Annotated in this window: 28 protein-coding genes and 1 pseudogene; 25 read left to right on the top strand and 4 right to left on the bottom strand. The window is 45.0% G+C overall.

Annotated features, from left to right (window positions below; all coding sequences use genetic code 11):
• Nucleotides 1-28: 28 nt before the first annotated feature.
• A complete protein-coding gene (locus ACFQZR_RS17275) occupies nucleotides 29-730 on the top strand; it encodes a DUF7002 family protein (RefSeq protein WP_379347995.1) in 702 nt (233 codons plus the stop codon).
• Here the strand turns inward: ACFQZR_RS17275 and ACFQZR_RS17270 are convergent.
• Together ACFQZR_RS17270 and ACFQZR_RS17265 are read right to left on the bottom strand one after the other, a co-directional pair.
• Nucleotides 727-2055 carry a sensor histidine kinase gene (locus ACFQZR_RS17270; protein WP_379347993.1) on the bottom strand — a complete coding sequence of 443 codons (1329 nt, stop codon included), beginning with the start codon at nucleotides 2053-2055 and terminating at the stop codon, nucleotides 727-729. The genes ACFQZR_RS17275 and ACFQZR_RS17270 overlap by 4 nt on opposite strands.
• Nucleotides 2052-2744, bottom strand: coding sequence for a response regulator transcription factor (locus ACFQZR_RS17265; protein ID WP_379347991.1), 693 nt, complete (start codon nucleotides 2742-2744; stop codon nucleotides 2052-2054). Before ACFQZR_RS17265 ends, ACFQZR_RS17270 begins: the two co-directional genes overlap by 4 nt.
• A 196-nt stretch (nucleotides 2745-2940) precedes the next feature.
• Here ACFQZR_RS17265 and ACFQZR_RS17260 point away from each other — a divergent pair, with 196 nt between their 5' ends.
• From ACFQZR_RS17260 to ACFQZR_RS17220, 9 genes are all read left to right on the top strand, one after another.
• Complete coding sequence (locus ACFQZR_RS17260) at nucleotides 2941-3294, top strand: DUF6220 domain-containing protein (RefSeq protein WP_379347989.1); 354 nt, start codon at nucleotides 2941-2943, stop codon at nucleotides 3292-3294.
• A gap of 37 nt (nucleotides 3295-3331) precedes the next feature.
• Nucleotides 3332-4096 (top strand): SDR family NAD(P)-dependent oxidoreductase, encoded by a 765-nt coding sequence (locus ACFQZR_RS17255; protein ID WP_379347987.1) that lies wholly within the window; start codon nucleotides 3332-3334, stop codon nucleotides 4094-4096.
• Nucleotides 4097-4146: 50 nt separating this feature from the next.
• Entirely contained in the window at nucleotides 4147-4986 is an 840-nt protein-coding gene (locus ACFQZR_RS17250; RefSeq protein WP_379347985.1) for an SGNH/GDSL hydrolase family protein, read from the top strand.
• Nucleotides 4983-5615: an NAD(P)-dependent oxidoreductase gene (locus tag ACFQZR_RS17245; protein WP_379347983.1), complete on the top strand. Its 633-nt coding sequence runs from the start codon at nucleotides 4983-4985 to the stop codon at nucleotides 5613-5615. The genes ACFQZR_RS17250 and ACFQZR_RS17245 overlap by 4 nt, the downstream gene beginning before the upstream one ends.
• Before the next feature lie 14 nt (nucleotides 5616-5629).
• Complete coding sequence (locus ACFQZR_RS17240; protein ID WP_379347981.1) at nucleotides 5630-6289, top strand: DUF2306 domain-containing protein; 660 nt, start codon at nucleotides 5630-5632, stop codon at nucleotides 6287-6289.
• A 216-nt stretch (nucleotides 6290-6505) separates the two neighbouring features.
• Nucleotides 6506-7096 carry a helix-turn-helix domain-containing protein gene (locus ACFQZR_RS17235; protein WP_379347979.1) on the top strand — a complete coding sequence of 197 codons (591 nt, stop codon included), beginning with the start codon at nucleotides 6506-6508 and terminating at the stop codon, nucleotides 7094-7096.
• A 50-nt stretch (nucleotides 7097-7146) separates the two neighbouring features.
• Nucleotides 7147-7884, top strand: a complete 738-nt coding sequence (locus tag ACFQZR_RS17230; RefSeq protein ID WP_379347977.1) for a hypothetical protein — start codon at nucleotides 7147-7149, stop codon at nucleotides 7882-7884.
• Nucleotides 7885-7896: 12 nt separating this feature from the next.
• Nucleotides 7897-9582 carry a vWA domain-containing protein gene (locus ACFQZR_RS17225; protein WP_379347975.1) on the top strand — a complete coding sequence of 562 codons (1686 nt, stop codon included), beginning with the start codon at nucleotides 7897-7899 and terminating at the stop codon, nucleotides 9580-9582.
• A 26-nt stretch (nucleotides 9583-9608) separates the two neighbouring features.
• Nucleotides 9609-10748, top strand: coding sequence for a toxic anion resistance protein (locus ACFQZR_RS17220; RefSeq protein ID WP_379347973.1), 1140 nt, complete (start codon nucleotides 9609-9611; stop codon nucleotides 10746-10748).
• Between the two features lie 73 nt (nucleotides 10749-10821).
• Here the strand turns inward: ACFQZR_RS17220 and ACFQZR_RS17215 are convergent, their stop codons facing one another.
• Nucleotides 10822-11760 carry an aldo/keto reductase family protein gene (locus tag ACFQZR_RS17215; protein ID WP_379347971.1) on the bottom strand — a complete coding sequence of 313 codons (939 nt, stop codon included), beginning with the start codon at nucleotides 11758-11760 and terminating at the stop codon, nucleotides 10822-10824.
• 185 nt (nucleotides 11761-11945) lie between these two features.
• Between ACFQZR_RS17215 and ACFQZR_RS17210 the strand changes: the two genes are divergently transcribed.
• The 8 genes and pseudogenes from ACFQZR_RS17210 (at nucleotide 11946) to ACFQZR_RS17175 (ending at nucleotide 17682) form a co-directional block, all read left to right on the top strand.
• Complete coding sequence (locus tag ACFQZR_RS17210; protein ID WP_379347969.1) at nucleotides 11946-13274, top strand: hypothetical protein; 1329 nt, start codon at nucleotides 11946-11948, stop codon at nucleotides 13272-13274.
• Between the two features lie 174 nt (nucleotides 13275-13448).
• Complete coding sequence (locus ACFQZR_RS17205) at nucleotides 13449-14015, top strand: RNA polymerase sigma factor (protein ID WP_379347967.1); 567 nt, start codon at nucleotides 13449-13451, stop codon at nucleotides 14013-14015.
• A gap of 2 nt (nucleotides 14016-14017) precedes the next feature.
• A complete protein-coding gene (locus ACFQZR_RS17200; protein ID WP_379347965.1) occupies nucleotides 14018-14776 on the top strand; it encodes an anti-sigma factor in 759 nt (252 codons plus the stop codon).
• Between the two features lie 140 nt (nucleotides 14777-14916).
• Nucleotides 14917-15141, top strand: coding sequence for a hypothetical protein (locus ACFQZR_RS17195; protein WP_379347963.1), 225 nt, complete (start codon nucleotides 14917-14919; stop codon nucleotides 15139-15141).
• Nucleotides 15142-15291: 150 nt separating this feature from the next.
• The gene (locus ACFQZR_RS17190; protein ID WP_379347961.1) at nucleotides 15292-15903 is read left to right on the top strand and encodes a histidine phosphatase family protein; all 612 of its coding nucleotides are present in this window, start codon (nucleotides 15292-15294) and stop codon (nucleotides 15901-15903) included.
• A gap of 90 nt (nucleotides 15904-15993) precedes the next feature.
• Nucleotides 15994-16322, top strand: a pseudogene (locus ACFQZR_RS17185) (DUF6463 family protein).
• A gap of 470 nt (nucleotides 16323-16792) precedes the next feature.
• Nucleotides 16793-17329, top strand: a complete 537-nt coding sequence (locus ACFQZR_RS17180; RefSeq protein WP_379347959.1) for an RDD family protein — start codon at nucleotides 16793-16795, stop codon at nucleotides 17327-17329.
• A gap of 80 nt (nucleotides 17330-17409) precedes the next feature.
• Nucleotides 17410-17682, top strand: a complete 273-nt coding sequence (locus ACFQZR_RS17175) for a hypothetical protein (protein ID WP_379347957.1) — start codon at nucleotides 17410-17412, stop codon at nucleotides 17680-17682.
• 143 nt (nucleotides 17683-17825) lie between these two features.
• Here the strand turns inward: ACFQZR_RS17175 and ACFQZR_RS17170 are convergent, their stop codons facing one another.
• Nucleotides 17826-18224: a VOC family protein gene (locus ACFQZR_RS17170; protein ID WP_379347955.1), complete on the bottom strand. Its 399-nt coding sequence runs from the start codon at nucleotides 18222-18224 to the stop codon at nucleotides 17826-17828.
• A 279-nt stretch (nucleotides 18225-18503) separates the two neighbouring features.
• Between ACFQZR_RS17170 and ACFQZR_RS17165 the strand changes: the two genes are divergently transcribed.
• From ACFQZR_RS17165 to ACFQZR_RS17135, 7 genes are all read left to right on the top strand, one after another.
• On the top strand, nucleotides 18504-19385 hold the full coding sequence (locus ACFQZR_RS17165) for a phosphotransferase (protein WP_379347952.1): 882 nt from the start codon (nucleotides 18504-18506) through the stop codon (nucleotides 19383-19385).
• Between the two features lie 169 nt (nucleotides 19386-19554).
• Complete coding sequence (locus ACFQZR_RS17160; protein WP_379347950.1) at nucleotides 19555-21174, top strand: sigma-70 family RNA polymerase sigma factor; 1620 nt, start codon at nucleotides 19555-19557, stop codon at nucleotides 21172-21174.
• A 236-nt stretch (nucleotides 21175-21410) separates the two neighbouring features.
• Nucleotides 21411-22016: an SGNH/GDSL hydrolase family protein gene (locus tag ACFQZR_RS17155; protein ID WP_379347948.1), complete on the top strand. Its 606-nt coding sequence runs from the start codon at nucleotides 21411-21413 to the stop codon at nucleotides 22014-22016.
• A gap of 260 nt (nucleotides 22017-22276) precedes the next feature.
• Nucleotides 22277-22525, top strand: a complete 249-nt coding sequence (locus ACFQZR_RS17150) for a hypothetical protein (protein ID WP_379347946.1) — start codon at nucleotides 22277-22279, stop codon at nucleotides 22523-22525.
• 28 nt (nucleotides 22526-22553) lie between these two features.
• Nucleotides 22554-23522 (top strand): hypothetical protein, encoded by a 969-nt coding sequence (locus ACFQZR_RS17145; RefSeq protein ID WP_379347944.1) that lies wholly within the window; start codon nucleotides 22554-22556, stop codon nucleotides 23520-23522.
• Nucleotides 23523-23740: 218 nt separating this feature from the next.
• On the top strand, nucleotides 23741-23986 hold the full coding sequence (locus ACFQZR_RS17140; protein ID WP_379347942.1) for a site-specific integrase: 246 nt from the start codon (nucleotides 23741-23743) through the stop codon (nucleotides 23984-23986).
• 36 nt (nucleotides 23987-24022) lie between these two features.
• Nucleotides 24023-25627, top strand: coding sequence for a glutamate synthase-related protein (locus tag ACFQZR_RS17135; protein ID WP_379347940.1), 1605 nt, complete (start codon nucleotides 24023-24025; stop codon nucleotides 25625-25627).
• Nucleotides 25628-25809: the final 182 nt, after the last annotated feature.

The following is a 25809-nucleotide window of genomic DNA, read 5'->3' as shown; positions in this document are numbered from 1 at the left end:
CAAGGTAATGGTGGAAGGAGTGTGGGCGTTGAACGACCAGGAGGACATTGTCAACATCGTAACGAAATCGAAAGGCAGAAAATCGCTATATCATTTTACAAGAGGACAGAATTTGAAGATGATAGCTCAATTGGATACGCTGTGCTCCAGTTATCACATACACCCATACGATGCAGGAGAGCGCCGATTACATCCTAAGGAAGTAGCATTTCGTGAAAATCTTGTCATGATCAATGCTCATCTTCGCATTCCTGAGCAATTGATCGATGCATCGACCACGATGCAGGAATTCCGGGCAACACTGGATCGACATGTCTTTTTCTGGCCTACCAGGAGGGATTGTCTGAAGATGCTGGATACCTATACCCGAAGAGAACCGAGCGAAGCATTTGCGATTCTGGAATTCGATGCTCACGATCTATTGTTAGCTCATTTTTCAGTGGTGAAGCTGTCCAAATATGACTCCGGAAGCTCGCCGAGGTTCCCCAAGCATTGTACTTATAAGAAAAGTCCGAACATGTTCCTTCCTTTGAACGAATTCCTTCATGTAGAAGGATCGAATACAATTTGGCCTTCCAGAGCATCCGACATCAAAGAAATATTAATAGAGGAGCGGGTGACGAATATATCTCAGTATATACGAAAGGTATATATCCATGATCGTGCATCGATCCCTGACGGCTGGAAAGGTTTTGCGAAGCCTTTGCAAGATTTTATAGCAGGACGCTAAATAGTCGTGTGCAAAGCAATCCAGCCAGTAAAAATTGCGCCCCCCGTCTGACTGTGATTCTGAGCCGTGAGATCGCCTTTGTGTGCTCTTAGAATACGCTGTGCAATCGTGAGTCCAAGCCCGGTACCGCCGTATTCTGGATTCCTTGAAGCATCGCCCCTGTAGAAAGCTTCAAAAATATGAGGCAATGCGTGCTCAGGAATTCCCGGACCCGAATCTTCAATGGTGAAGAGGACTCGTGTGTCCTCCACGTGCAAGCGGATAACAATGATGCCGTTACTATGTGTAAAACGAAGGGCATTATCGATCAGATTTCCGATCGCTCGCCTTAGCATATGAGCATCGCCATGGAGTACATGTTCCGTCGCCGATGCATTGTACACCAAATCTATTTCTCTTTCCTTGGCTACCGGCAAATATTCAGTAACCATGTCTGTGAGAAGAGCAGTGATATTCAAAGGCTCATGTCGAAGCTGTTGCTCCAATGATGCCAGCTGGCTATAAGAAAAAAGATCAGATACAAGATGCTCCAACTGTTCTGCCTTTTTGCTACAAATGGCAGCATACCTAGAAGCCTTCTCTGGATGGCTTGCTAGACCGCGTTCCAATCTATTTAAGAATCCTCGCAAAACAAATAATGGCGACCTTAAGTCATGTGCAATCGAGCTAATAAAGAAGCGCCGTTCTTCTTCTAATTCCGACTGACGAATCAGTGAATCACGAAGTCCCTTGCCCATCGCATGGAATGCGGCACGTACATCGGCTACTTCCATAACGGTAGATTCGGGAAGATGAAAATCCAGATCTCCGCCAGCGATTCGTCTAGCAGCAGCACTCATCGCTTCCAATGGTTTCACGACCACACGTCCCATTTGCCATCCGATAAATAGAATGGCGCATAATCCTGCGATGATGGCGAATGCTGTCGCCATGTGGCTCGTCTGCATCGGAACGTAGAAGAGGGCTTTCCCCCGCAATTGACCTTGCTCCATGACGCTTAATTCACGATACGCGGTAGATTCATATCCTGCAGGGACGGAATGATAGATTTCATGATCAGAAGTGTCGAGTAAGATGATTCCCACATGCGAGGTGGCGATCATGTTCCCGAGTGTTGACTGCCAGCTCGGATCTCGCCAACGTGAGATGTCTTCCTTGCCAACCTCACGCATTAAGGTGTCCAAGGCCGTCTCCTGCCGTGAATGCTTATTGCTCTCTCCGATATAACGATCGAACAGACCTGGAATTTCATAGAATAACCGCGGTAGGATCAGCACGATAAGCATTCCGATGACCATCCATTGGCGAATTCGGAGCGCCTTCATCTTCGCACCCCTTCAAACCGATAACCCACGCCCCACACATTGGTAATAAATGCTGGCTTTCTAGGATCTTCTTCGATTTTTTCTCGAATCCTTCCAATATGTACAGTGACGGAATGCTTGTCACCGATCCCCTCCCAGAAGCGCTGCAGCAGCTGTTCATACGTGAATACTTGACGAGGATACTCTGCGAATAAGCAGAGAATATCGAATTCTTTGGGCGTCATGGATACTGGATGACCATCAACTCTTGCTTCATGTGCCTTTACATCAAGGACAAGTCTGCCGAAGTCGAGCACGAGTTGTAGACCTTTTTCATGCTTGCCAGACCGGCGGAGCACTGCTTTAATGCGGGCGACGACTTCCTCGGGCGTAGCGGATTTCACGATATAATCGTCACCACCTATGCTGAGGCCGCGGATTTTGTCCACATCCTCTCCCCGTGCGCTAAGGAAAAGGATCGGCGTATCTTGTGTCCTCCGAATTTGTCTGCATAGCTCCAGCCCACTCTGGCCGGGCATCATTACATCCAGCAGAATGCAGTCGACACGCTGACGATCCAATGCTTCTATCGCTTGTGCACCGTTATATGCTTCAAGCACTTCAAATTGCTCATCTTCGAGGAAATCCCTCATTAATTCCACGATTTCTTTATCGTCGTCAACGATCAATACCGTCCGTCTGCTATTCATGTCGTTTCCTCCAACCATGTAGTAAAAAACGATTTGGCAATATTGTAGCATATCCTTTATCGCTCGTGGTCTGATTGACTGGAATGTACCTGTTCGTTGATCGTTTTGTGACTTTTTCACCCCATATTTCGTGATTTTCAGAAGGTATTGTAATACCTATTGATACACGAAAATCTGAGGGGGGAGGGGTTAAATCATGCAAGTTGGGAGCACCATTTACAAAATATTAGCTTGGCTATTTTTAGCTTGTATTGTGGCGCAAGTATTCATTGCCGGGATGGCGACGTTCTCAGATACCGCAAATTGGTCGGTGCACAAATCGTTTGTAAAGATGTTCGCTTTGGTTCCATTCATCATGTTCCTGCTAACGTTCGTAAGTGACATAAAGGGACTTAAGCGATGGATCAGTTTAGGTTTATTTGTGCTCGTCGTGGTGCAGTTTCTGACGATTCAAGTATTCTCATCCGTCGATGTGATTGCAGCGCTTCACCCGGTCATCGCATTGCTGATGTTCTGGGGCTCGGTCAGAACGGTGAGAAGAGCATCGTAAGGAAAATAGCGAGTCCAATTTACAGGGAGGGTTAAAGATGAATATACATTTAGACGGACAACTGGTACTTGTAACGGGAGGAAGTGGAGGCATCGGAAGCGCAATCGCAGAGCGACTTGCATCCAGCGGAGCGATTGTCGCTGTCCATTACTTCCGGAATAAAGAGGGGGCAGATGAGACGGTTCGTATGATCCGCGAGGCTGGTGGAAAGGCTGAGTCCTTTCATGCCGATCTTACCGCGATTGATCAGATGAACACCTTGGTGATTCAGGTTCAAACTGCATTCGGTGCATCTATTGACATTCTGGTTAATAATGCTGGTCAGATGAGCCGCCGGACACCGTTGATTGAATTGACGGAGGACGATTACAACGAGATGCTCAATGTCAACTTCAAGTCTTGCGTGTTCTTATCCCAAGCAGTTCTTCCTGCGATGATAGCAAAAGGAAGAGGGAATATCGTGAATATCGCTTCGCTTGCAGCTGTGAGTGGTGGAGGTCCGGGCGTCGCGATGTATGCGGCTGCGAAAGGCGCAATGCTCACCTTTACGAAAAACATCGCAAAAGAATATGCCAGTAAAGGCATTCGCGTAAACGCCATTTCACCCGGTGTGATTGCCAACACTTCGAACGATCGGTTCAAAACGGAGGAGATTCGCAAGTTCATTATTGACGGTATCCCACTCGGGCGGGAAGGGCTGCCAGAAGACGTGGCTGATGGCGTGCTGTTCTTGGCTTCAGATCTTTCCTCTTTCATTACTGGAGAGACGCTTGAGATCAACGGCGGCATGTACATGCGATAAGCCGTGCAAACGAATAAAAGAGATTCATATAAAAAGGAGAATCGTGAGCGATGGAAACTTCATTAAACCCGCAATGGTCCAAACTGATTCAAATGCAGCATCCTGATAAGCTGCTGAGCTTTGCGCGTCATCTCGACGACAAATTGTTAGCAGCCATTTACGGTATGGATTTGGCATCGTTCCAGGTTGTCAAAGATCAATTGGTTCAGCAGGCAAGAGATGCAGCGGAGCAACTGCTGGAACTCCCTGATTTTGCCGATCGGATCGATCGATTACCATTCAAATCAGGTGAAACCGTTATCGGCGTTGGCGAGAGTACGACAGATGATCTGCTATCATGGTTTGAAATTCTTAGGCACCTGCTTGAACTGCAAAGACCACAGGACGAGATACAACTGATCAATGAAGGGATATCAGGCAACACCTCAACCCAAGTGCTCGGTCGGTTCAGCGGCATTGTCCAGAAGCAGCCGAATTGGATCCTTTGTATGATCGGGGGCAATGATGTGTTGCGCGTTGGGCCTGAGTCAACCAAAACGCAAGTCAGCTTAGAAGAAACCGCCAAAAACTTAGTTGAGATTCGGCGGATTGCTGCAGCGCGTACGCAATCTCAATGGGTATGGATTACACCGCCGACTTTCGATGAAGAGAGAATGGACGCGTTCCCATATTTTAAGATGGGGCAATTAAGCTGGCGTAACAAAGACATACGCTCGGTCGGCGACATGATCCGCAGCTTGCCTGATGTTGTTGTAGATACGCAAGTAGGATTCGGACAACCGGCACAGGCGAAATTCATAGGATGGGATGGCCTCCACCCTACGATTGAAGGGCATCAAGCCATCGTGCGCTGGCTTGTTGAAGATCTTACCGGGGGCACAGCAGGATGAAAATCGTCGTATTCGGAGCTACAGGTGGCACCGGACGTCAAGTTGTCATGCAGGCACTTGAGTTCGGTCACGAAGTGACCGCAATCGTTCGCAACCCAGAAGCGGTTGACATTCGCCATGAACAGTTGGAAGTCGTTCAGGGAGATGTTCTGAACCTATCTTCGTTCAGTCCATGGATCATCGGCAAAGATGCGGTACTATCGGCGCTTGGCGTAAATCATCGCAAACCCACGACAGTCTACTCAGAAGGAACAGAGAATATCGTCAAGGCAATGGAGGGAGCAGGCGTGCGTCGGTTGATCGGCTTATCCTCTGCGGGATTGGTGGTTCCATCCGATACTCCTTTGCTGCAACGGCTAGTGATCCGGTTTGTAATTCAACCTATGTACAAATACGCTTATGAAGATATGGCACGAATGGAGGATATGGTACGGAAATCAGGGTTGGACTGGACCGTCATTCGTCCTCCCCGGTTAACGAACGGATCAAAGACAGGAACGTATCGGACGGCTCTTAATAAGCCACTGCTTAAGGCACAAGGGATTTCACGCGCGGACTTGGCCGACTACATGATGAAATCGATTCCGAATTCGTCGTCATTTCAAGCCGTTGTTGAAATATCAAATTAGTCAAGGAGGAGCATATGTCGAACGTCCCTAAAAACAAGATCGGGTGGATGATTATCGTTGTGCTTACGTTTGGTGCCGCCGGTTTTGCCATAGCTCCTTATGTCTTATTTGATCCTGAGCAAAGTCGAGTATCGCTTAACCCTTCGTTTAATCTACATTACCCGCTGCTGCTCGTCCATATTTTCGCATCGCTGTTTGCTCTTATTGTAGGGTGGCTGCAATTTCTTCCCGGCCTGCGAGCCAGACGACCCTACGTCCACCGGATCGTTGGACGAAGTTATTTGGTATTCGTAGCCATAGGCAGCATAACCGGTTTGATTGTGGGGATGTATACGTCAAGTTATATCCGGCAAATGGCTTTTTTGAGCTTGGTGGCGTTATGGCTATTTACCGGGTGGCAAGGATATCGGTCAGCCCGTCATAGAAAATTCGAGGCCCACGGTGTATGGATGACCCGCAATTATGCCATGACCCTTGTCGCTGCTAGTGCACGCATCGTTACGCCAGTGTGCATATTGATCTATCTCGCAGGACATAGCGGCGTGCCGTTCCAAGGCGTTGAACCTATACTGAATCAAGTGCTTGAAGTCAATATCTGGGTTGGATTGGTCATCAATATCGTTATTTCGGAATGGGTGATTGTAAACCGTTTGAAGAAGCGAGGACATGATTAACGACCTACAATCCGTGAGGATTCTATCACTTTATATGAGAGCCCTTCGTCCTTCATTGGATGGGGGCTTATATGCGTTTGTTTCTCCTTCTTTCTTAGGTTTTCGGTGTTTTTACAATGGGACATGGTAAGTAATATTTTGGTTGTCACGATTTCGTGACTATGGTAAAATTTTCATGTTCTATTACCATCACTTGGAACGATCATGGAGGAGTTTATGGGGCATCTGTTGTGTTTTCAAGTCATTTTGTCGAATGGAGAAAGACTGTGGCCCGCATCCATTTTTCCTGCCCAGGAGGAGAATGCAGCGTTAATAGATTTGCTGACAGTTCGTCAATGTGTAGAACGTGATGGAGAAGTTAGTATTTCTGTTATTGCTTACGATGCGCAAGGGGAACGGTTGCAAGGCCATACACGGGTATATGCGCAAAATGAGCTCTCGATCATTCAAGGTCCTATTCCGTCCTACCCCCCGAATGGCATCAGCGTCAATGAAGTATTCGGCTTATCGGAAGCGGCCCGATTGTGGGGGATTGAAGGCGGGGGTGCGACCATTCGCAAAGCGCTAGAGCGAGGGGAGTTTAGTCCGAGTGAGATTCGTAAATCAGATGGCATATTACTTGTGACTTTTTCTGGTATGCAACGTAGATACAATGCAATGATGAAAAACCAATGGATGGAAATACATACGTACTTCGTTCAGGAAGGTGCTATTCTCGAAGAACCTGAGTCTGAGTATCATCAGGGATCCAGTATGGAATCTTTATCGACCATAGCAAGGCGCCATCGCAAGGCAGCGGAAGTCTAGCATATTTGACGTGTAACTCATCCTGAAGAAAGGCAGAGGAGGATTAAATATTGTCGAGTACAAATATCATTAAACTCATTGGTCTTATGGTTAGCGTAGCTGCTGTGAACATCCTCGTGCTTTCACCAGGATTTATAGGTGTTCAGATTGGAGCAAGCGCCCTATCCACAGCAACGGGAGTCACCTTATTGTTTGCCAGCGTAGGGGCTCTTATCTATGGCATTTATCATTTATTGTTCAAGAAACCTGTTATTATTCCTGTTAAGGAAATCAAAACGCACGAAGAATATGTCGAGAATTTATCTCGATATCGCCATGTCAAAGGAATAGAAAGCGATATGAACCTAGCCTTAGAGCAAATGGAGCGGCTGCAGAAGCGGAAGAATACCTTACTCCAGGTTCTGAAGCAGCGATTTGAAGAGACGGAGATGAGCTTTAAGAAGTTCGCAGCCGTATCCCAAGCCGTTGAGAATCTATTCTATCTAAACATCAGGAATATATTGAACATCCTTAACGTCTTTGATGAATCGGAATTTAATCGTATGATTCAGCGCAAGTCATCCAGTTTTTCCACTGAACTTCTCCAGAAAAAAGCCAACGTGTATAACGATTACCTCACATCCATGAAGAGCTCCATTGCGAATAACGAAGAAATTCTAGTAAAGCTCGATCAACTCCTCTTAGAAATTTCAAGCCTAGATCATATTGAGCCCGGTGAAATTGATCAACTGTCCTGCATGCAGGAATTGGACGCATTAATCAAGCAAACCAAATACTATAAATCGTGAGAGGTGCAGCGAATGACTGGAAAGAGTAAGTTACTATTATCTGTCTTTATTTTGGTAGTTGTATTTATCCTTGTCTATCTTGGGGTGAACTTTACCTCGAACTTGGGCAAAACGAAATCTCAGGTCACTGCGGAAGACGCAAGCAAGCAGCTTAGCAAGCTCTACAACAACATATCTGTGACGACCGATACCCCGGTAAAAGGTCAAATCGATATTAATCCTGCGGATATTGGGGAGACGCTGCCGGATATTTCGAAGTTTCCGGTTACAGTGAACAATACGACCAATAATTTCGTTGAAATATTCTCTTCGACGGAAAAGTCAGGAACAGGGATGGATAGTTGGCTAGCGGATGTTGCAACAGAATTCAATCAGGCGAATATCCAAGTGAACGGAAAGCCCGTCTCCGTCAAAATTCGTAATATTGCGTCTGGTACAGCTGCCGATTATATTAAATCCGGCAAATATATACCTGATGCTTATACCCCTTCGAATGAGTTATGGGGCGAAATGGTCAAGGCGAGTGGGGTTAAAACGCAGCTTATAACCAAGCGGCTTGTAGGCAACGTTCCTGGGATTGTGATTACGAAAGCCAAAAACGATGCGCTTGTCGCTTCTTATGGATCTGTGAATGTTAAGACCGTGACGGAAGCGATCGCGAATAATGAATTCAGCATGGGCTATACGGATCCTTTTGCAAGCTCAACAGGGTTGAACTTCCTGATCACAGCCCTTAATACGTTTGACAGTTCGAATATTCTAAGTGATAAAGCGATCCAAGGCTTCGAGAAATTCCAAGCGAATGTACCATTTCTAGCCTCGACCACGATTCAAATGCGCGATGCGGCGAAGTCCGGAATGTTAGATGGGTTCGTGCTCGAATATCAGTCTTACCTGAACACAGCTGATTTGAAGAGCGGGTACGTATTTACACCCTTTGGGATGAGACATGATAGTCCGTTATACGCGCTTGGCGATCTCCCGAAGGACAAAATCGATCTCATTAAGAAATTTGCTGAATTTGTGACGCAAGACAAATATCAGAAGATGGCGCAAGATAAAGGATTCAATCAATTAAATGATTATAAATCCGAAATTGCAGTCGTGGAGGGTGGACTCCTCTCCTCCGCACAGAAGGTATGGAAAGAGAAGAAAAACGGAAGTAAACCGATTGCCGCTGTGTTCGTAACGGATGTTTCGGGCAGCATGGCGGGAGAACCGATAAATCGATTAAAGGAATCGTTACGCAAAGGACAAAAGTATCTAGGAAAAGACAATAGCATCGGGCTTGTCTCTTATTCTAATGATGTCACGATAAATCTTCCAATTAAGAAGTATGACACGACACAGCAGTCGATGTTCGTTGGGGCGGTAGAAAGTCTACAAGCAGATGGCGGGACGGCTACATTCGACGGCATTATCGTTGCGTTAAAAATGCTTCAGGATGAGAAAGCCGTAAATCCATCGATTAAGCCGATGATCTTCGTGCTGAGTGATGGGGAGACCAATCGCGGGAATTCCCTCAAAGATATCAAGGATCTGATTGCAACCTACAAAGTGCCGATCTACACCATTGGCTACAATGCCGATATTCAAGCGCTGCAGAGCATATCGAGTATTAATGAAGCAGCGAGTATTAATGCCGATACCGATGATGTTGTCTATAAAATTGCAAACCTGTTTAACGTTCAAATGTAACTTTTTATAATCAAAGGAGGATTCCTATGTCATTTTCGATGGAAGTCGTAAACCCGGAAGAAATTCAAGCAGCGATCGAGCAAGAGGTTAAACCCGTTCCCGAGGAAGTCGCGAAGCTACAAGCATTGGCTGATTCCAATGTTGCCTCCATTATGTCGTTAGATCTGGATTCACTGGAGAAGCGAAAAGAGATCTTGCAATCGATCGATACGTTCGGAATGAATACGATGCGAACCTCTTCGAATAAAAACAATTTACTTCAGGTATCGGTGGGTAACTTGTCCAAAACGGGAGACGACGGCGGCCAAGTCGCGAAGGGTTTAACAGAGCTGCATATGCAACTAAAAGATCTGGACCCCAGCGTCATTGATTTTACGAAAACAGGCTTCTTAGGCAAACTGTTCAATCCGTTACGTGCGTATTTCTTGAAGTATGAGAAAGCGGATGCGATGATCGCCGATATTGTCGTCTCGCTAGATAAAGGGAAGACGACCCTGAAGAATGACAATACGACGCTTGAAATTGAGCAGCAGGCGCTGCGCGATCTGACGAAGAAGCTTCAGAAGGAAATCGAGCTCGGTACATTAATGGATACATCCATTGAAGCACAGATCGAAGCGGCCAAGGCACGTAATGAAGACCCGGATAAAATTCGCTTCATCACCGAAGAGGTGCTGTTCCCACTACGTCAACGGGTCATGGATATGCAGCAAATGATGGTCGTCAATCAGCAGGGGATAATGGCAATTGAAGTGGTCACCCGCAACAACAAAGAATTGATTCGCGGTGTCGACAGAGCCAAGAACGTGACCATCTCGGCCTTGAAAATTTCTGTAACGGTTGCGAGCGCGCTCTATAATCAGAAGATCGTCTTGAAGAAGATTGAACTTCTCAATCAAACGACCAATGAACTAATTGCCGGCACGTCGAGGATGCTCAAAGATCAAGGGGCTCAAATCCATAAGCAATCGCTCGAAGCCAATATCAATGTGGAGACGTTGAAACAAGCATTTACGGATGTGTTATCGGCGCTAGATTCCATCAGTACCTACAAACAGGAAGCACTGCCGAAGATGCGAGAGACGATCAGTCAGTTCCGGGAACTAGCAGACACAGGGGAACAGCAGATTCAGCGCTTGGAGAAGGGGCATAAGTTGGGGTTATAAAAGAAAATAAAAAGGTGGCCATCTCGATGCAATCGGTTTGCGAGACGGTCACCTTTTTCATGTTCGATCGAACTTATTGCAGGATTTCTTCAATGCGATTGAGTACGTCTTCGCTTAGTTCGATGCCTGATGCTTTCGCATTTTCAGTTACCTGATCCGGACGGCTGGCTCCGACAAGTGCACTTGCTACGTTGTCATTGCGTAGAATCCAGGCCAATGCGAGATTTCCAACGGAAATCTCGAGCTCCGCAGCAATTTCTGCAAGCTGCGCTACTTTAGCAATTTTCTCATCCGTGATCCCCTCGCGCACCCATTCCAATTTGGCGGCACGACTGTCCTGCGGGATGTTGGTGATGGACGTATATTTGCCGGTCAACAAGCCTTGTGCAAGTGGACAGAAGACGACTTGACCGATACCGGAACGTTCACTGAGCGGGATGATTTCCTTTTCGATATAGCGATCGAACATATTATAGATGGGTTGATTAACGATGATACGGTCCAATAGATATCGGTCGGCAACCCCGAGTGCCTCCGCGATTTCGGATGCTTGCCACTCGCTTACGCCGGCATAGAGCACTTTGCCTTGGCGAATGAGATCGTCGATGGCCCGCAGTGTCTCGTGCAGCGGTGTATCTGGATCGTGGCGATGGCAGTAGAAAATGTCGACGTAATCATGATCGAGACGTTTCAAGCTTGCGTTCACTTGCTCGGTAATGTGTTTGCGCGATAATCCGCGGTCGTTCGGACCGTCTCCCATGGGCCAGAATGCTTTGGTAGCCAGTACGTAGGATTCGCGCGGATAGTCCTTCAGTACTTTTCCGACGAGTTCTTCCGCGGCTCCATTCTCGTAGACATTCGCCGTATCGAAAAAATTAATACCCAGATCGTAGGCGGTTTTAATCGAATTCACTGCATTTTCGCGTTCGACGTAACCTCCATAGGTAAGCCAGCTTCCCAAGCTGATTTCACTGACTTTAAGTCCGCTTCCGCCTAATCTTCTGTATTTCATTCGGTAGTCCTCCTTAACTCGTATTCCTCGTGTACTATACCAATTTATATACAATTGAAGAGGTGAGATGCTCAAAAATCGTATATGTGCTTAAAATAATATTTTTTTCTGTACATTCAAACCTCTTGGTTCATTCCAGCGTTACCTTTTAATAACATCATATTTTCATAGGAGGTTGTCAAAGGATGAAAAAAATGGGGAAGCTGCTTCTTGCAGTTACGCTAAGCGCAATGCTGCTGGTACCGGGGCTCGCTATGGCTGAAGAGGCTACAGTAGGTAAAGGTGACGTAAAAACGGAAGCACCGACGGCGGCTGAGTTTGGTTTACTTAAAGGTGACCGTAATGGAGTTGACGCTGAATATTTAGCCAAGAGCACGACTCGTATGCAAGCGGCTATTATCTCGCTGCGGCTGCAGGGGAAGCTTGATGAGGCAAGCGCATATACGGGGAAGAAGAACTTTGACGATGCGAATCAGGTAGGAGCAAACAACCAAGCTATTCTTGCTTATCTGAACAGCAACCCTCAATACGGTTGGAAGGGCGATGGAGCGAATCATTTCAGTCCACTAGCACCTGTAAGCTCACAACAGTTGTATAAGGTGCTGCTTGAGGTTCTAGGTTATAAATCGGATAAGGACTTCGCTTACGAGGATACAGAATCTTTTGCTGCAGACAAAGGGATGAACCAAATCTCTGGTGTCTCCGCGTTGATAAATAATCATGTCTCCACAGCACTTGTTGAATCCTTATATGGATCGATGTCTGATGGACAGAAGCTTTTTGATAAATTACAGAAGGACGGAATCATTCCTGCTTCCGCGAAGCTGCCTGAGCGAATTGGTATGCGTACGGACGCCAAACTTGGAACTGTCCTCGTAGACGGTAAAGGACGCACACTCTATTACTTCTCCAAGGATGCTCAGAATTTAGATGCCTGTCAAGGGCCGTGTCTTGCAAATTGGCCTATCCTAAGTGCGGATCAACTGCAGATTCCAGCTTCGATGAATCCTGAGGATTTTACCGTTGTGACGCATGCGGGAGGTGCGAAGCAGTGGATGTACAAAGGCTGGCCTCTCTATACGTTCGCAAAAGATAAAAAAGCTGGCGATACGCTGGGTGAAGGCGTTATGGGCGTATGGTTCGCGGCTAAGCCGGACTACCGTGTTATGCTTGGTTCCAACGCAGAGTTAGGTCCGTATCTGACGGATGATCAAGGCCGCACATTATACTATTTTACGAAAGATAAGCCGCAAATGAGCGCTTGCGAAGGCGAATGTCTTGCCATTTGGCCGGTATATATGACAATTGAAGGCAGTGTGCCATCAACCCTGAATAAGGATGACTTCGGCGCTATCACTCGTCCTGACGGCACCAAGCAAGCGACCTACAAAGGCTCCCCGCTGTATTACTTTGCGAAAGACGTCAAGCATGGCGACACATTGGGTCAGAAAGTGAAGGATGTATGGTTCGTGATTGATCCCAGTAAATTCAATGGTGTACCAGCGGCTAAGTAGACTGTAACCAGAACATAAGCTAGTGATATCATAGACTATTCAGAATCGTAATGACCCACATCAGCAAGGGAACTGTAACATTGGTTTCCTTGCTGATGTCTTCTTGTTTTTAAATTGCGCGTGTAAAACCAGGTTGAAATATTGAACCGGTGCGACCAAGGAGGCCTCGTCCGTATGCACCATCTATCTGACTACGAATTAATGCTGCTCGTGAAACAGAAGGAACAGGAAGCGTTGTCCATTTTATATGATCGTTACGTGTCCCTTATTTATTCCTTCGCCTGCAAAGCGACTCGAGACGAACAAGCCGCACGGGATATTGTCCAATCCGTTTACGTCCGGCTCTGGACGACGGATTCGGGATTCAATCCAGATAAGGGAAAGTTCACAAGTTGGCTAATTACAATCACCCGAAATTTGACGATGGATTGGTTGCGTCAGCAGCGCAGGCACACCAATGGGCTCATTCCTTATCTCCCCGAAGAAATGGAAAGCATCCCTGATCAAGCGGCCACGCCTGAAGTACATGTGGAGAGAGAGTCACTCAAGGAGCAAATTCGCAACGCCTATCGCTTTTTGTCTAAGCAACAGATCGAGCTTCTAGAGGATTTTTATTGGCGAGGTTACAGCCTGAGAGAATTGGCCGAGCACTATAGGGAGCCTTTGGGCACCGTGAAGAACAGGCTGCATCAGTCTTTGAAAATATTGCGCAGACATCTGGTCGTAGAAGGAGAAGGATGACCTTGAACGAGAAAACACAATCCGTTTGCGAATTGTACCTGGATTATTTATCTGGTGTATGCACTGAGGAAGAGCGCATTGTCTTTGAGCGTCATCTGCCAGGCTGCGAAGCCTGCCAAGCGGAGACCACTGAACTGCAACCCGTATGGGAGAGGATGTCCGCAGATATGGAACAAATCGAACCGCCAGAAGATTTGAAGCAGCAAGTGATGAAGGCGGCTTTTGCTGCTGAGGATACGACAAAAGCTCAACCTGATGCTGAGACAAACCGTCGAAGTGTAAAATTACGCTGGTTGAGAAAAGCTCCAGCCGCTGCAGTGATTGCTATGTTCCTTTTCGGTTCGGCATGGAACTTCTGGTTGTATCGTGAACGTATAAATATGTCAACGACTGCTGAAACGCAGTATGTAGACCCATCGCAGATCAAAATAGCTATTCCGCTGCAATCTCAATCTCTTGATGATTCCAAGGCTTCCGGCATCGCCTACATCCTCGACAAAGGGAAGAGCAAGCAGTTCGTGGTATATGTCTACGGAGCCACGCCAACGACCGGTGATCAAGCCTATCAGGTCTGGCTCATTAAGGATGGTATTCGCTCCAGCGCAGGAACGTTTCGGGTTGCATCTGAAGGTGCCGGTGTCGGCATGCTGACGTTGCCGATGGAATCTGATACGCCCAATTTTGATCGGATCGGGATTACGCTTGAACCGGACGACAAGGGAGACCAGCCTCGCGGTAAAAAAATGTTCGGATCAGTGTAACACATTGAAATGAAGCCCTTAGAGGAGTTACAGGAAAGGTTAGCGAATAATATTGAATATACTAAATCGAAGGTGAAGTTCAATGAATTTCTGTCCAAACTGATGTGTTACTTCAAATTGCTATACAAGGAGAAAACACAATGGATTTCGAAAAGATCAGAAAATCTTTGACATGCTCGGATTGCCCGGGAAGCGAGATCAAGATCGCACACAGCTTTAACGAGGGTGGCATCTATTCACGGACACCGATGAAAAGACCGGAGCGTACGGAATACCGGCACCTTAGCGAACGGATTCTATTCGTTTGCGGCCAATGCGGTTGGATTCTTCGGGAATATGCCGAAGACACTGGTAAGTTAAAGTAGAACTTGAGTTGGAAAATAAGAAAGTGAAGGAGCTGCTTGCTTGCAGCTCCTTTCTCGTTTATTGAAGTAAAGGGCAGGAGAGTTAAAAAACTGAGCGAATACTACTAAATACGATTAATTTGCAAACTAAACTTAGATGGAGACATTACAATGAAGATTTTTTTAGTAAGGCACGGCATGGATGAAGATGGATTTCGAGGAGGTTGGAGTAACAGGGGATTAATTGACCAAGGCGTCCTTCAATCGAGGAAGCTTGGTGAGGATCTATATCGTCATCCAGGGAAATACGGTATTCATACAATTCTGAGCAGCGATCTTGCACGTGCTATTGAAACGACGAGGGAAATTGAACAAATTCTTAAAATAGAGACCATTTACTCAGAAGAATGGAGAGAAATGAATAACGGAGTGCTAGCTGGAATGCCTAATAAAGAAGCAGAGGAAAAGTATCCAGGGATTTACTTTAATACTCTTCAGATGGATACTCCTTTTCCGGGAGGCGAAACTCCAATACATTTTTATAACAGAATTAGAAATTCATTTGATAACTTATGTATGAAGCTTGAAAATCAAGAAATCCGGTCGAATGTATTGATAGTCACACATGGAGGTGTCATTAATATCTTGTATTATTTTTTAAACGGTCAGGAATGGACCAACCAATGTTCATTCTTTCCTATTGATAATACAAGTGTACATACGGTTGAGAAGATATGCAACAAATGGAAAATTACTGAAGAGAATATAACTAAACATTTATAGAATTTTTGAAAGCTTCTGAAATTCGTTAGTAACGGGCCAATCGACAGAGGAGAAACGATTAAGGTGAAATTTAAAAAATATAGTGGTGTGATGCTGGCTTGGACAGCTGTGTTACACACGGTCGTCGGAATTGTCGTTTACTGGCAGCAGATCATTGATATCGCGAATGACGGTTTTATAAACGCGGTTGAACCTCAACTGCACGCCAACAGAGCTGCTGCTTTCTGGTTTTTATGTTTGGTCTTCTTTTGTTTATGCTTGCCCGCTTAATGAACTGGCTTATTCGGGTCAAGGGGACGGATGTACCAAAATTCATCGGCGTCCACCTGCTGGCACTTAGCTTGATTGGTGTATTTTTCATGCCGATATCTGGCTTCTGGCTCGTCATTCCTCAAGCAATCATTATCATCCGCAGGTAAGAGTCTATTTTGTCGCGTCACGTGAAAACACGAAAACGAGATCAAATAAGTAACGAAGACGGGGCTGCCGGCATGGATCGGTAGCCTATTTGCGCTAACTGGCAGGTTAATGTAGTGTGATATAATTTGTTGAATATGGAAACATATTCAAGTATTTAGCGTCTAACATATTAAACGCAGACCGCTATATATCGGCTGATTGGACACAATTGACGTGATAACGGGGGCGCTACAATTGTTCGATGGGGGAAAAACACAAGTGAAAAAGTTGCTATATACATTTGCAATGATTGGCGCAATATCTATAGGTTCAACTGCATTCACCGAGCATGCACCAATCCTGCGTGCCATTAATGAACTGTAAGATCGTTTGGCAAGCCTGCCTTTTCCCCGCTAACGGGTAGGGAAATTGAATGGAATCCCGAATAGTCCATAGTGAAATGTTCCTCATTCAGGTCAGGAGGGTTAGAGTGATACAAAGGCATGAAAATCTAAAAAGTGTATCTGTTAGCACCCGCTTAATCGCCTTTTTGTGGGATTATGTTATCATTTTGGGTTATTTCTTCCTGTTGTTTGGAGTATCTTTTCTGGTAAAACCGTTGCTGATTCCACTGTTTATGGCAAGCCCTTTATCGGCGGAAATTACAGGGTTTCTATTGATTACGTTGCCTGTATATCTTTATTTTGCCTTAAGTGAGGGGTCGAAATCGCATGCGACATGGGGAAAACGAAAGATGGGGATTGTGGTTACGGACGTGATTGGTAAACCAATCGGACTTGGAAAATCTCTTTTCCGCTCTGCCATAAAATTCATCCCATGGGAACTGGCTCATTTCACCATTTGGCATATTGTCATCCCTACTGATTATCCAGATTATTTAATTTATTCATTATTTACTACGGTTTATGGACTGGTGTTTATTTACCTGATAAGTCCCTTATTGAACAAAAATAGACAAACTATTTATGACTTTATTGCGGGGACCGTTATTAGGCACAAGGATTAAGGATGTTATTATGCCTAGCTTTAAGAACACGACTACACGTCTAAATTAATGAATTTAAGTTAAAATATAGGAGGCGAGATATGAAGAGGAAAAAAGTTATAACAGTTGGGACGATGGTGATGATTTTATGTGGAACGATTTTCATTGCTAGATCCTCTCCTGAAATAATAAGTACAAATGTAGTTGACGAATCACAGCTCATTTCAAAAGATGAATATAAAGAAATGAATAAAATTATTGCCGATTACAATCAAGGTTTGATTCCTGAGTCTGAACTTGCAAAGGCTGAAAAATTACTTAAAAAGCATCCGGAACTAAAATATAAGAATCCGAAGCCTTACAAACAAAAATAAAAATAGAGGGACCAGGCTACAAACACAAACCACTCCTGACACAAGATTGGAGTGGTTTCTTTAATAAAACAAGTTAACACAAAAAAGGCTGCCTCAAACGCCATCTTGGATGACTTTTTGGCAACCTCCTCCTTAATCCCTTATCATTTATGGTTCTGGCATACCGTAATCACATTAAAATCATCATCACGCATATTGAAGAAAGATACGTACTCGTTCCGGATAATCCCACCATAAATGATTTGGAATCCCAAGCTTTCTATTAAAGCAGCCGCTTCATCAATATCATCAGCGGGTACGAAGCAAAGCGGCGGAGCCTTATCCGGAATTGGAACATTGTCCATTCCATTGGAATCGATCATAACGTCCGTTCCGTTCGGCAAATGCAGGACATGCATGTGACCGAAACGCTCCTGCTGCTCGCTTGAAAGGTTAAATAGTCTGCTGTATTGCTCTGCCGACTTATCCAGATTTCTGGACCATAGAATTACGGAACTGATCTGACTCCGAATGGGATTCTTACTTTCTACAGGTCTCATCATTGTGGTCTTCCTCCTTGAATTGGAATAATTTTACTTAGCATGATCTCAGTATAATTTCGTCACATAGAAAGGAATACCTGCATAATCTACATGCTTACTTGTGGAATTTTAACCAAAAAAGTTGCCGAACCATTGAGCTAACGGAACACGAGAGTTGAGGAGCTTGCTTGAGGGCGGCTCCTTTTTGATATGTTAAAGTAACGGACAGGATTATTTGAAATAATGTAGAAAGGCTAGGTAAACAAATTAAGAGATCATTCAAAAGAAGTGAGGTGCGATTTGAACTTAATACAAACGATCATAAGAAGATTTAACCTTAATGTTTTAAGTATAAATAATGTTCCTGAGTCTTTTAGTTCACAAGTATATAAATTGAATCTTTCTAGTGGTGAAACTGTATATGCGAAGATCCCTTACAATAGGGATAAATTGTATCGTGAATATCGAATGCTTGAAATGTTGAGCGAGGTATTACCGGTACCAAAAGTATTAGACTTCTGGAGTGGGGATGACTTCATCTCTGGTGCCTTACTTTTATCTCAGATTCAAGGAATACCGTGTACAGGTAATATTGACGTTGAACTGGCATTTCAAATCGGGGTGTATCATGCAAAGTTGCATGAAGTTAAAATGCCGAAATATGGTGTTGAAGGAATAGACGGTTATCAATCTCTTCATCAGAACAATTGGAGACTTTACATAAAAAATAACTTTGAAAAGTTGACAGAACCTTGTAAGGAAATCCTTGAGAGAGGGCTTTTTGAAAAATGTATTAATCACTTTGAGAGCGCCTTCTCCATATTACCTCATCCTGATGGCCCCTGTGTTGTTCATATGGATTTCAGACCAGGTAATATACTAAAAAATAATAATGAGATCGTTGGAATTATTGACTTTGAGAGTGCACGGGGAGGATCCTCTGAAATAGATTTCACAAAAATTAATCGATATGTTTGGGAAGTAAATCCTCAAAGTAGAATTTCGTATAAAGAGGGGTATTCAACAATTCGTCCCTTAATGGAGTTGAAGACAATACTTCCCTTTTATGATTTTTACGACGCTTTCAGCGCTGTTGTCTGGTGTAAAAACAGGGGAATTGAAAAAAATAAAGCGTTCCTCCAGGAAAGCATTTCTATATTGAAGAAATCCGTAAGTTATTAAACTGGCAGGATTGTTGAATAAATGTTTAATGTTTCTCAGGAAGTTAGTAGATACATAGTTATTACAAGGGTGCGTCCGACACAAAAAGTTTTTCCTAAACTACCCAACCTTTTTCGTTTTCGCTGCAGTATATATTTGAGTGCCACCCGATAGAAGGAGCTTTTAGAACATGAATAAACAACATGCTGACCGTGTCATCAAGGATTACATCAAGCCGCTATATGGTTTTGCTTTGAACAAAACGGGAAAGATCGCCGAAGCCGAGGAGCTGGCGGGAAGAATTACGCTGGAAGTATACCAAGCACTTCTCAAAAAGACGGAGTTACTGGATCTGAACAGCTACGTCTTTAAGATTGCGCATTATGTGTGGGCGAAATTCGTAGGCGAGAAAGTGAAAGCTTCCAACCAAATGCGGATTGATGACAATGAGGTGATGTCCAGAGACGAGGGCTTCGACGAGATCATCCGTCAAGAAACGGCTGGCGCATTGCGGCGGGAAATAGCTTTTTTATCTCACCAGCAACGGGAAATCGTTGTCAAGTACTATTACGGTGGAATGAAAATTAGCGAAATCGCGGCTGAGATGGGTCTTTCTAGCGGCACGGTCAAATGGCACTTATTCGAAGCGAAAAAGGAGCTGAAACACAAGATGAACACAATTCGATCGATGGGTAATCTCGGCATCAATCCGATTCGCATGACAGGTTTAGGGCATAGCGGATCCCCTGGCAACAAAGGTGACACCGCCGACTTCTTGGCGACAGCGATCAGACAAAATATCGCATTCTCCGCCTATCACAAGCCGCTCACGGTTAATGAAATCGCCGAAGAACTGGGCATTTCACCAGTATTTATCGAGGATGAAATCGAAACGCTGGAAGAATACGGTTTCATGGATCAACTAAGGGGTGGAAAATATCGTACAAATATGTACATTGAAGATCCGTCTCAGACGAAAAGAGAGGCACAGTTCCGTTTGTTCAAAGAGTATGCTGAGATTGTCGTCGAGCATTATTTTAAGTCGTTTTTCTCAATGGCTGACGTGTTCCAAGAGACGGGTGTCTACATTCCAGGCGGGGATGTCAATCTGCTGTTGTGGAGTCTCATTCCGTATGCTGGTCAACAATTGAGATTCAAAGAACTCAATAGGGTTAGCGATGAAGAGGTCTCCGTCAAACGTAAAGATGGCGGTCATTACGCCGCTTTTGCAACGATACACAGAGAGTTTGACGTCAGTTTTGACTCCAAACAATATTATTTTTGTGGCGATATGAATCGGGATTCCGTAGAGCATGCACTAAAGGCATGGCAGGGCGATACGTGGTGGTGCGGCAGACAGGGCAGTTGGCGAGATAATCTGAGTTCGGATTTCATCAGTCTGATGCATGTGATCAATGGAGATTTGCCGCAAAACGATGTGAACATCGACGCGTATCGCCGTCTTTTCGACAAGCAGTATCTGCTGCGAACGGAAACTGGTCTTGAAGTCAATATTGTTTATTGCAAAGATATGCAAACAGGAGAACGTCTACATGCGGCGATTCCGCAACCGTCCGAACAAATCAAAGAAGCCGCTATGAAATTGGATCAAGCTGTTTATCAATTGATGCTCGCGGGCCAGCCAGAACATGCGCACAAATATGTACGATACTGGTCACAAAACAGCATGTCGTCGGGAATAATGCGCGCCTTCGTACTTAAACATTTAGTCGACATCGGCATGTTAAAAGTACCTGATCCATATCGGCAAAAAGGCATTTCCACGATCATGTTCATGAATCAAAACTAGTTTCAAATTAATCACAAGAAAATGAAATATTTTGTTAAAGTTATCAGGAAACGATAGCTTAATAAATAAGACGCGGCTGCCGGCATGAATCGGCAGCCGTGTTGCGCTAACGGGCAGGAAACTTCCATTATCGTACCAAGCATCATTGAAGTAACTGGCAGGATTACGTAGCTCAAGGGCGAATAGAATAAGCAAAAAACTGTTTTATCTAAATCAGAAATGGAAGGATGAGCAGTATGAGCCTATCGGCAACAATCAGCAATTTGGAAAACGGGAAACATCAGCACATCGTCGTTTATGGAACCAGTCTGACCGAAGGCGGCGCTTGGGTCAACGGATTAAAGGAGATTCTGGAGCGTCGATTTCCAGGGCAAGTTAAGTTGACCAACAGCGCCAAATCTGGACAATGGTCTAGCTGGGGACTTGAAAATTTGGAGGAACGTGTAACCGCTCTCGCTCCTGACGCCGTGTTTCTGGAATTCGCCATAAACGACTCATTTTTGCCTTACCAGACGAGTGTTACGAAATGCGGTGCAAACCTGAATGCTCTTATCGATCGAGTTCAAGCTGCCAACAAGAATTGTGAAATTCTGTTGATGACCATGAATCCACCGGTTCGGGAACACCTAGAAATCCGTCCTCTGATTGAGCAATATTATCAGGTGTACAGAGATACGGCTCGCAAGCGCGGACTTTTGCTCATAGACCATTACCCAGTTTGGCAGAGCATGTTAGACGAAAATCCCGCCGAATTCGACCGACTTATTCCGGATGGACTTCACCCTTCGGACGAGGGCTCGACTAAAATAACGCTTGCCGAAATCGTTAAGACCTGGTTGTAGCAACATAAGGTATTTATCATTGGAATAGAAATCATTATGCTCACGGGAAACATTAGTTAAACTAAACAAGGAGTAGATTGCCGCGGCAGCTGCTCCTTGTTTTATTAAGCTAGTGGGCAGAAGGGTTGAGAAAGTTCAACCTTCACCCTTCTTTTACTTGTAGTCACTAAGCTAACGGGCAGTTTAGTGCGTTGGGAGGATTAATTAGAGGTAGGCGTATGGTATAATTTTACAAAATGGTGATTTGGAGTGTATGACGAATGAATGCTGGTTTAATTATGGCTGCATGTGTATTAATTGGTGGTGCGATTGGATATTTTACAGGACATGTTGAAGTATGGGGGGGACTCGGAGTCGTAGTCGGGTTATTAGGTATGGCTTACATTCAGATGAATAAGAAATCAAAGAAAAAAATGACTCGATGTGATACTCAGCATGGCCTCGTACGGCAGCAGCTCTGGTGTTGTTTATGTCGGCAACCGGGTAGGAAACTCATTCAATTTATATAAACAACATATTTTTATGGAGGTATAGAGTATGAAGAGTATGTTTACAAGAAGAATAGGAACGGTGAAACGTTTTACTCTATTTGTAGTCTTTTTCCTCTGCACAGCGATGTTGATTCCCATCACAGCCAGTGCAGCATATTACAACACCTACAACACCGTCGCAACGCTCGACAATGCAAATAATTCTTACGCCGCACAGGGATTTGCAGTGGGATCTTCCTACACCTATTCCGTAAAAGTCAACAGTGACAACACTAAGGCAGTCATTTACCGTACTAAAATGAGCGATGGAACCACTATGCTCATGACAAACGGTGATAATGGGACATCTTATACTACCTACTTGGGCCATGCCAACGATTTGGTGCTTAGCACAATCGACGGAAATTATTATATGTTCGTCGTCACGATGAACGCCGGCAGTATGAGTCTCGTGAAACTGAAGTATGTAGGAACGACATATTACAAAATTGGTAACTACACAATCAAATACAAAGGTGTAGACAAGTCAATGTCGGGTGTGAAAATTACTAGCAAAGACGCTAACAGCATATACTTTCTTTTCAAATCAGGACGAACCTTATACAGGGGTTCACTCCCACTGACCGCAAACAGCGGTACAATTAATGTAACCGATGGCTTTAACCTAAATATTGTAGATGCACGGGTCAACGGCAGTACCATATCTAACATCACCTCGTATGCTTTCCAGGGTTTCGGTTATTATAACGACACAATATATGTTCCCCTGACATATAAAAACATCAGCATTGTACTTGTTTATCGTAATATATCTACTGCCTCGGGTACAAAAAATGCAGATAATAATCTGTCATTCCGCGTTACGTCCGCTGCATACCCTGACCTTTTTGAGATAGAGGGTGTCGGAATCGCCAACGGGGATAAACTCTGGTTCAACACCAATCGAAGAACAAAACCGGGTGATACCGCTCACGACGGAGTACACTATTTCAACGATTACAGCGCCTCCAAATAATAAAATAGCCTCCCGGCATTCGCCGAATGCGGATGGTGATCGAACTATACAAACACGCCCGCTTTAACGGCCTGGCTTGGGTTGGGTTTATTTATCAAAAGTATCACAAGTCATGGAGATGTTGTTCAGCTAACGGAGTACACTAGTTCAATACAACAGATTAAAACCTCTCATTAGAAGAAAACCTAGATTTAATAGGACTAATGGGAGGTTTTATTGTGAATATAAGCCAACTGTATGAAGCCGATAAGCGTATCCAGGGATTCAGTCCAAATACACTAAAACCCTACTCCCAGCAGCTAAAAATGTTGGTTAATGAACTTGGCGATATCCATATTTCAGATGTTACTCCACAGCTGTTAAAGGAATACTTAGCAAAACAATCTGATCGATTGAAGCCAAGTAGTTTATGGCATCATATCCGTTTAGTTAGATCTTTGTTTCGCTTTGCTTACTATATATAACAGAATTATCATTGGAAATTGGTGGTACAATATTCTATGTACGATTATCATTACGGGGAGGTCAATACAGTGTTACAAATTGTCCTGCTGGTTCTACTGCTTGTTATCATTATACTGCCGCCGATCATTTTTATCGGTTATATGTATGCCTTATCTAAAAAACCGAAGCATTCCATCATTCGCTCACACCCGTTTCTTGGCTGGGTACGTTATTTGCTTGAAAAGTTGGGGCCTGAGTTCCGTCAATATTGGTTTGACAGCGATACGGAAGGGAAGCCGTTCTCGCGGGCCGACTTTGTCGGTCTCGTATATGCTGCGAAATACCGGACGGATCTTATCTCCTTCGGTGGAAGGCGCGATTATGAAAAGCCCGGCTTCTATTTATCCAATGCCATGTTCACGAAATTGACAAGCGAGCTAAGGGTAGATAACGAAGTCCTCGTACCAGGAAAGAAATATGTCATTACCGACGAAGGGCTGTTTACAAGGAAGGAAAAATACGTAGAAGAACAGGTCAAACTATGGCTTCTACATGACGATGATGTCATTATGGTCGGCGAAAACAGTGAACACCCATGGCGGCTCAAAGGCATGTTCGGCGCTTCAGCTACTTCCTACGGAGCAGTAGGTGAGCATTATATTCAGTCTACGGGAAGCGGCGCATTCATGGCAGGCGGCTCATGGATCAATACAGGTGAAGGAGGAGTTGCGGATGTACATCTTGCCACAGGCGTCGATATCGTCTCGCAAATCGGGCCAGGCTTGTTCGGCTTCCGTGATGACACTGGCCGCTTCTCTATTGAAGCATTCAAGCACAAAGCTAACATCCCGAACATTAAGGCGTTCGAACTGAAATTTCATCAGGGTGCCAAAATACGCGGCGGGCACCTCGAAGGATCTAAGGTCACCGAAAAAGTCGCTGCAGCTCGTTTAGTGCCTATCGGGAAAACAGTGAATTCACCGAACCGATTCGAATTTCTAACCAATCCAGAGGAAGCGCTTCGTTTCATAAGCACCTTGCAAAAAGAAGGCGGCAAACCAGTGGGCATCAAAATCGTTGTCGGCGATCCGAAGCGGCTCGAGCCGTTTTTTCAGACTATGCTTGAGCTAGAAATTTTCCCGGATTTTATTACCGTAGACGGTTCTGAGGGAGGTTCTGGAGCTACGTTCAAAGCAATGGCAGATGGCATGGGATTGCCGCTCTTTAACGCGTTGCTTATCCTTGACGACATCGCAAGGAAATTCGGCGTGCGCGAGCGATTCAAAATCTTCGCTTCCGGCAAACTCATTACGCCTGACAAAGTGGCAATCGCCCTGGCGCTGGGCGCGGACTGCGTCAACTCTGCACGCGGCTTTATGATGGCCAACGGCTGCATCATGGCTCTGCAATGTCATACGGGCAAGTGCCCAACAGGGATTACGACTACGGATTCTAAGTATCAAGAGGCACTGGCGCCCGAAGAGAAACAGTGGCGCGTAATGAACTATATTCTTCAGATGAGGGAAGGCTTGTTTTCTCTGGCTGCCGCCTGCGGCTTAGAGAGTCCCCGTGAATTAAGGCGAGAACATGTGGTGTTTACGAACGAAAGCGGACAAAGCTTCCGAATCGTGGATTTGTTTCCTTATCCGGTATCGAAGTAAGTATACGTTCATGGCAATATCAACACCCAGGAAAGCTGTTGATCCATATGCGGCAAACTCGCTCGAATTTGGGTCGGTTTGGCACGCACCAATTTGATGCATGTAGATTAGCGTGGAGTGTGAAGAATGCTTGCAGGACCGAGTTCGTGCCCGATAAGGGCTCAGCCCCGTCTGCTAAACGT

This window comes from Paenibacillus sp. GCM10027629, assembly GCF_042676425.1.
GTDB lineage: Bacteria > Bacillota > Bacilli > Paenibacillales > Paenibacillaceae > Paenibacillus_K > Paenibacillus_K terrigena.
The sequence above is the reverse complement of the archived record's forward strand: the minus strand, read 5'-3'. Positions and strand labels throughout refer to the sequence as shown.

What these genes read in the sequence shown, in the direction of transcription:
- ACFQZR_RS17270 (WP_379347993.1), bottom strand. Translation starts at nt 2,055, where the DNA reads ATGAAGGCGCTCCGAATTCGCCAATGGATGGTCATCGGAATGCTTATC.
- ACFQZR_RS17265 (WP_379347991.1), bottom strand. Translation starts at nt 2,744, where the DNA reads ATGAATAGCAGACGGACGGTATTGATCGTTGACGACGATAAAGAAATC.
- ACFQZR_RS17260 (WP_379347989.1), top strand. Translation starts at nt 2,941, where the DNA reads ATGCAAGTTGGGAGCACCATTTACAAAATATTAGCTTGGCTATTTTTA.
- ACFQZR_RS17255 (WP_379347987.1), top strand. Translation starts at nt 3,332, where the DNA reads ATGAATATACATTTAGACGGACAACTGGTACTTGTAACGGGAGGAAGT.
- ACFQZR_RS17250 (WP_379347985.1), top strand. Translation starts at nt 4,147, where the DNA reads ATGGAAACTTCATTAAACCCGCAATGGTCCAAACTGATTCAAATGCAG.
- ACFQZR_RS17245 (WP_379347983.1), top strand. Translation starts at nt 4,983, where the DNA reads ATGAAAATCGTCGTATTCGGAGCTACAGGTGGCACCGGACGTCAAGTT.
- ACFQZR_RS17240 (WP_379347981.1), top strand. Translation starts at nt 5,630, where the DNA reads ATGTCGAACGTCCCTAAAAACAAGATCGGGTGGATGATTATCGTTGTG.
- ACFQZR_RS17235 (WP_379347979.1), top strand. Translation starts at nt 6,506, where the DNA reads ATGGGGCATCTGTTGTGTTTTCAAGTCATTTTGTCGAATGGAGAAAGA.
- ACFQZR_RS17225 (WP_379347975.1), top strand. Translation starts at nt 7,897, where the DNA reads ATGACTGGAAAGAGTAAGTTACTATTATCTGTCTTTATTTTGGTAGTT.
- ACFQZR_RS17220 (WP_379347973.1), top strand. Translation starts at nt 9,609, where the DNA reads ATGTCATTTTCGATGGAAGTCGTAAACCCGGAAGAAATTCAAGCAGCG.
- ACFQZR_RS17215 (WP_379347971.1), bottom strand. Translation starts at nt 11,760, where the DNA reads ATGAAATACAGAAGATTAGGCGGAAGCGGACTTAAAGTCAGTGAAATC.
- ACFQZR_RS17210 (WP_379347969.1), top strand. Translation starts at nt 11,946, where the DNA reads ATGAAAAAAATGGGGAAGCTGCTTCTTGCAGTTACGCTAAGCGCAATG.
- ACFQZR_RS17205 (WP_379347967.1), top strand. Translation starts at nt 13,449, where the DNA reads ATGCACCATCTATCTGACTACGAATTAATGCTGCTCGTGAAACAGAAG.
- ACFQZR_RS17195 (WP_379347963.1), top strand. Translation starts at nt 14,917, where the DNA reads ATGGATTTCGAAAAGATCAGAAAATCTTTGACATGCTCGGATTGCCCG.
- ACFQZR_RS17190 (WP_379347961.1), top strand. Translation starts at nt 15,292, where the DNA reads ATGAAGATTTTTTTAGTAAGGCACGGCATGGATGAAGATGGATTTCGA.
- ACFQZR_RS17175 (WP_379347957.1), top strand. Translation starts at nt 17,410, where the DNA reads ATGAAGAGGAAAAAAGTTATAACAGTTGGGACGATGGTGATGATTTTA.
- ACFQZR_RS17170 (WP_379347955.1), bottom strand. Translation starts at nt 18,224, where the DNA reads ATGATGAGACCTGTAGAAAGTAAGAATCCCATTCGGAGTCAGATCAGT.
- ACFQZR_RS17160 (WP_379347950.1), top strand. Translation starts at nt 19,555, where the DNA reads ATGAATAAACAACATGCTGACCGTGTCATCAAGGATTACATCAAGCCG.
- ACFQZR_RS17155 (WP_379347948.1), top strand. Translation starts at nt 21,411, where the DNA reads ATGAGCCTATCGGCAACAATCAGCAATTTGGAAAACGGGAAACATCAG.
- ACFQZR_RS17150 (WP_379347946.1), top strand. Translation starts at nt 22,277, where the DNA reads ATGAATGCTGGTTTAATTATGGCTGCATGTGTATTAATTGGTGGTGCG.
- ACFQZR_RS17145 (WP_379347944.1), top strand. Translation starts at nt 22,554, where the DNA reads ATGAAGAGTATGTTTACAAGAAGAATAGGAACGGTGAAACGTTTTACT.
- ACFQZR_RS17135 (WP_379347940.1), top strand. Translation starts at nt 24,023, where the DNA reads ATGTACGATTATCATTACGGGGAGGTCAATACAGTGTTACAAATTGTC.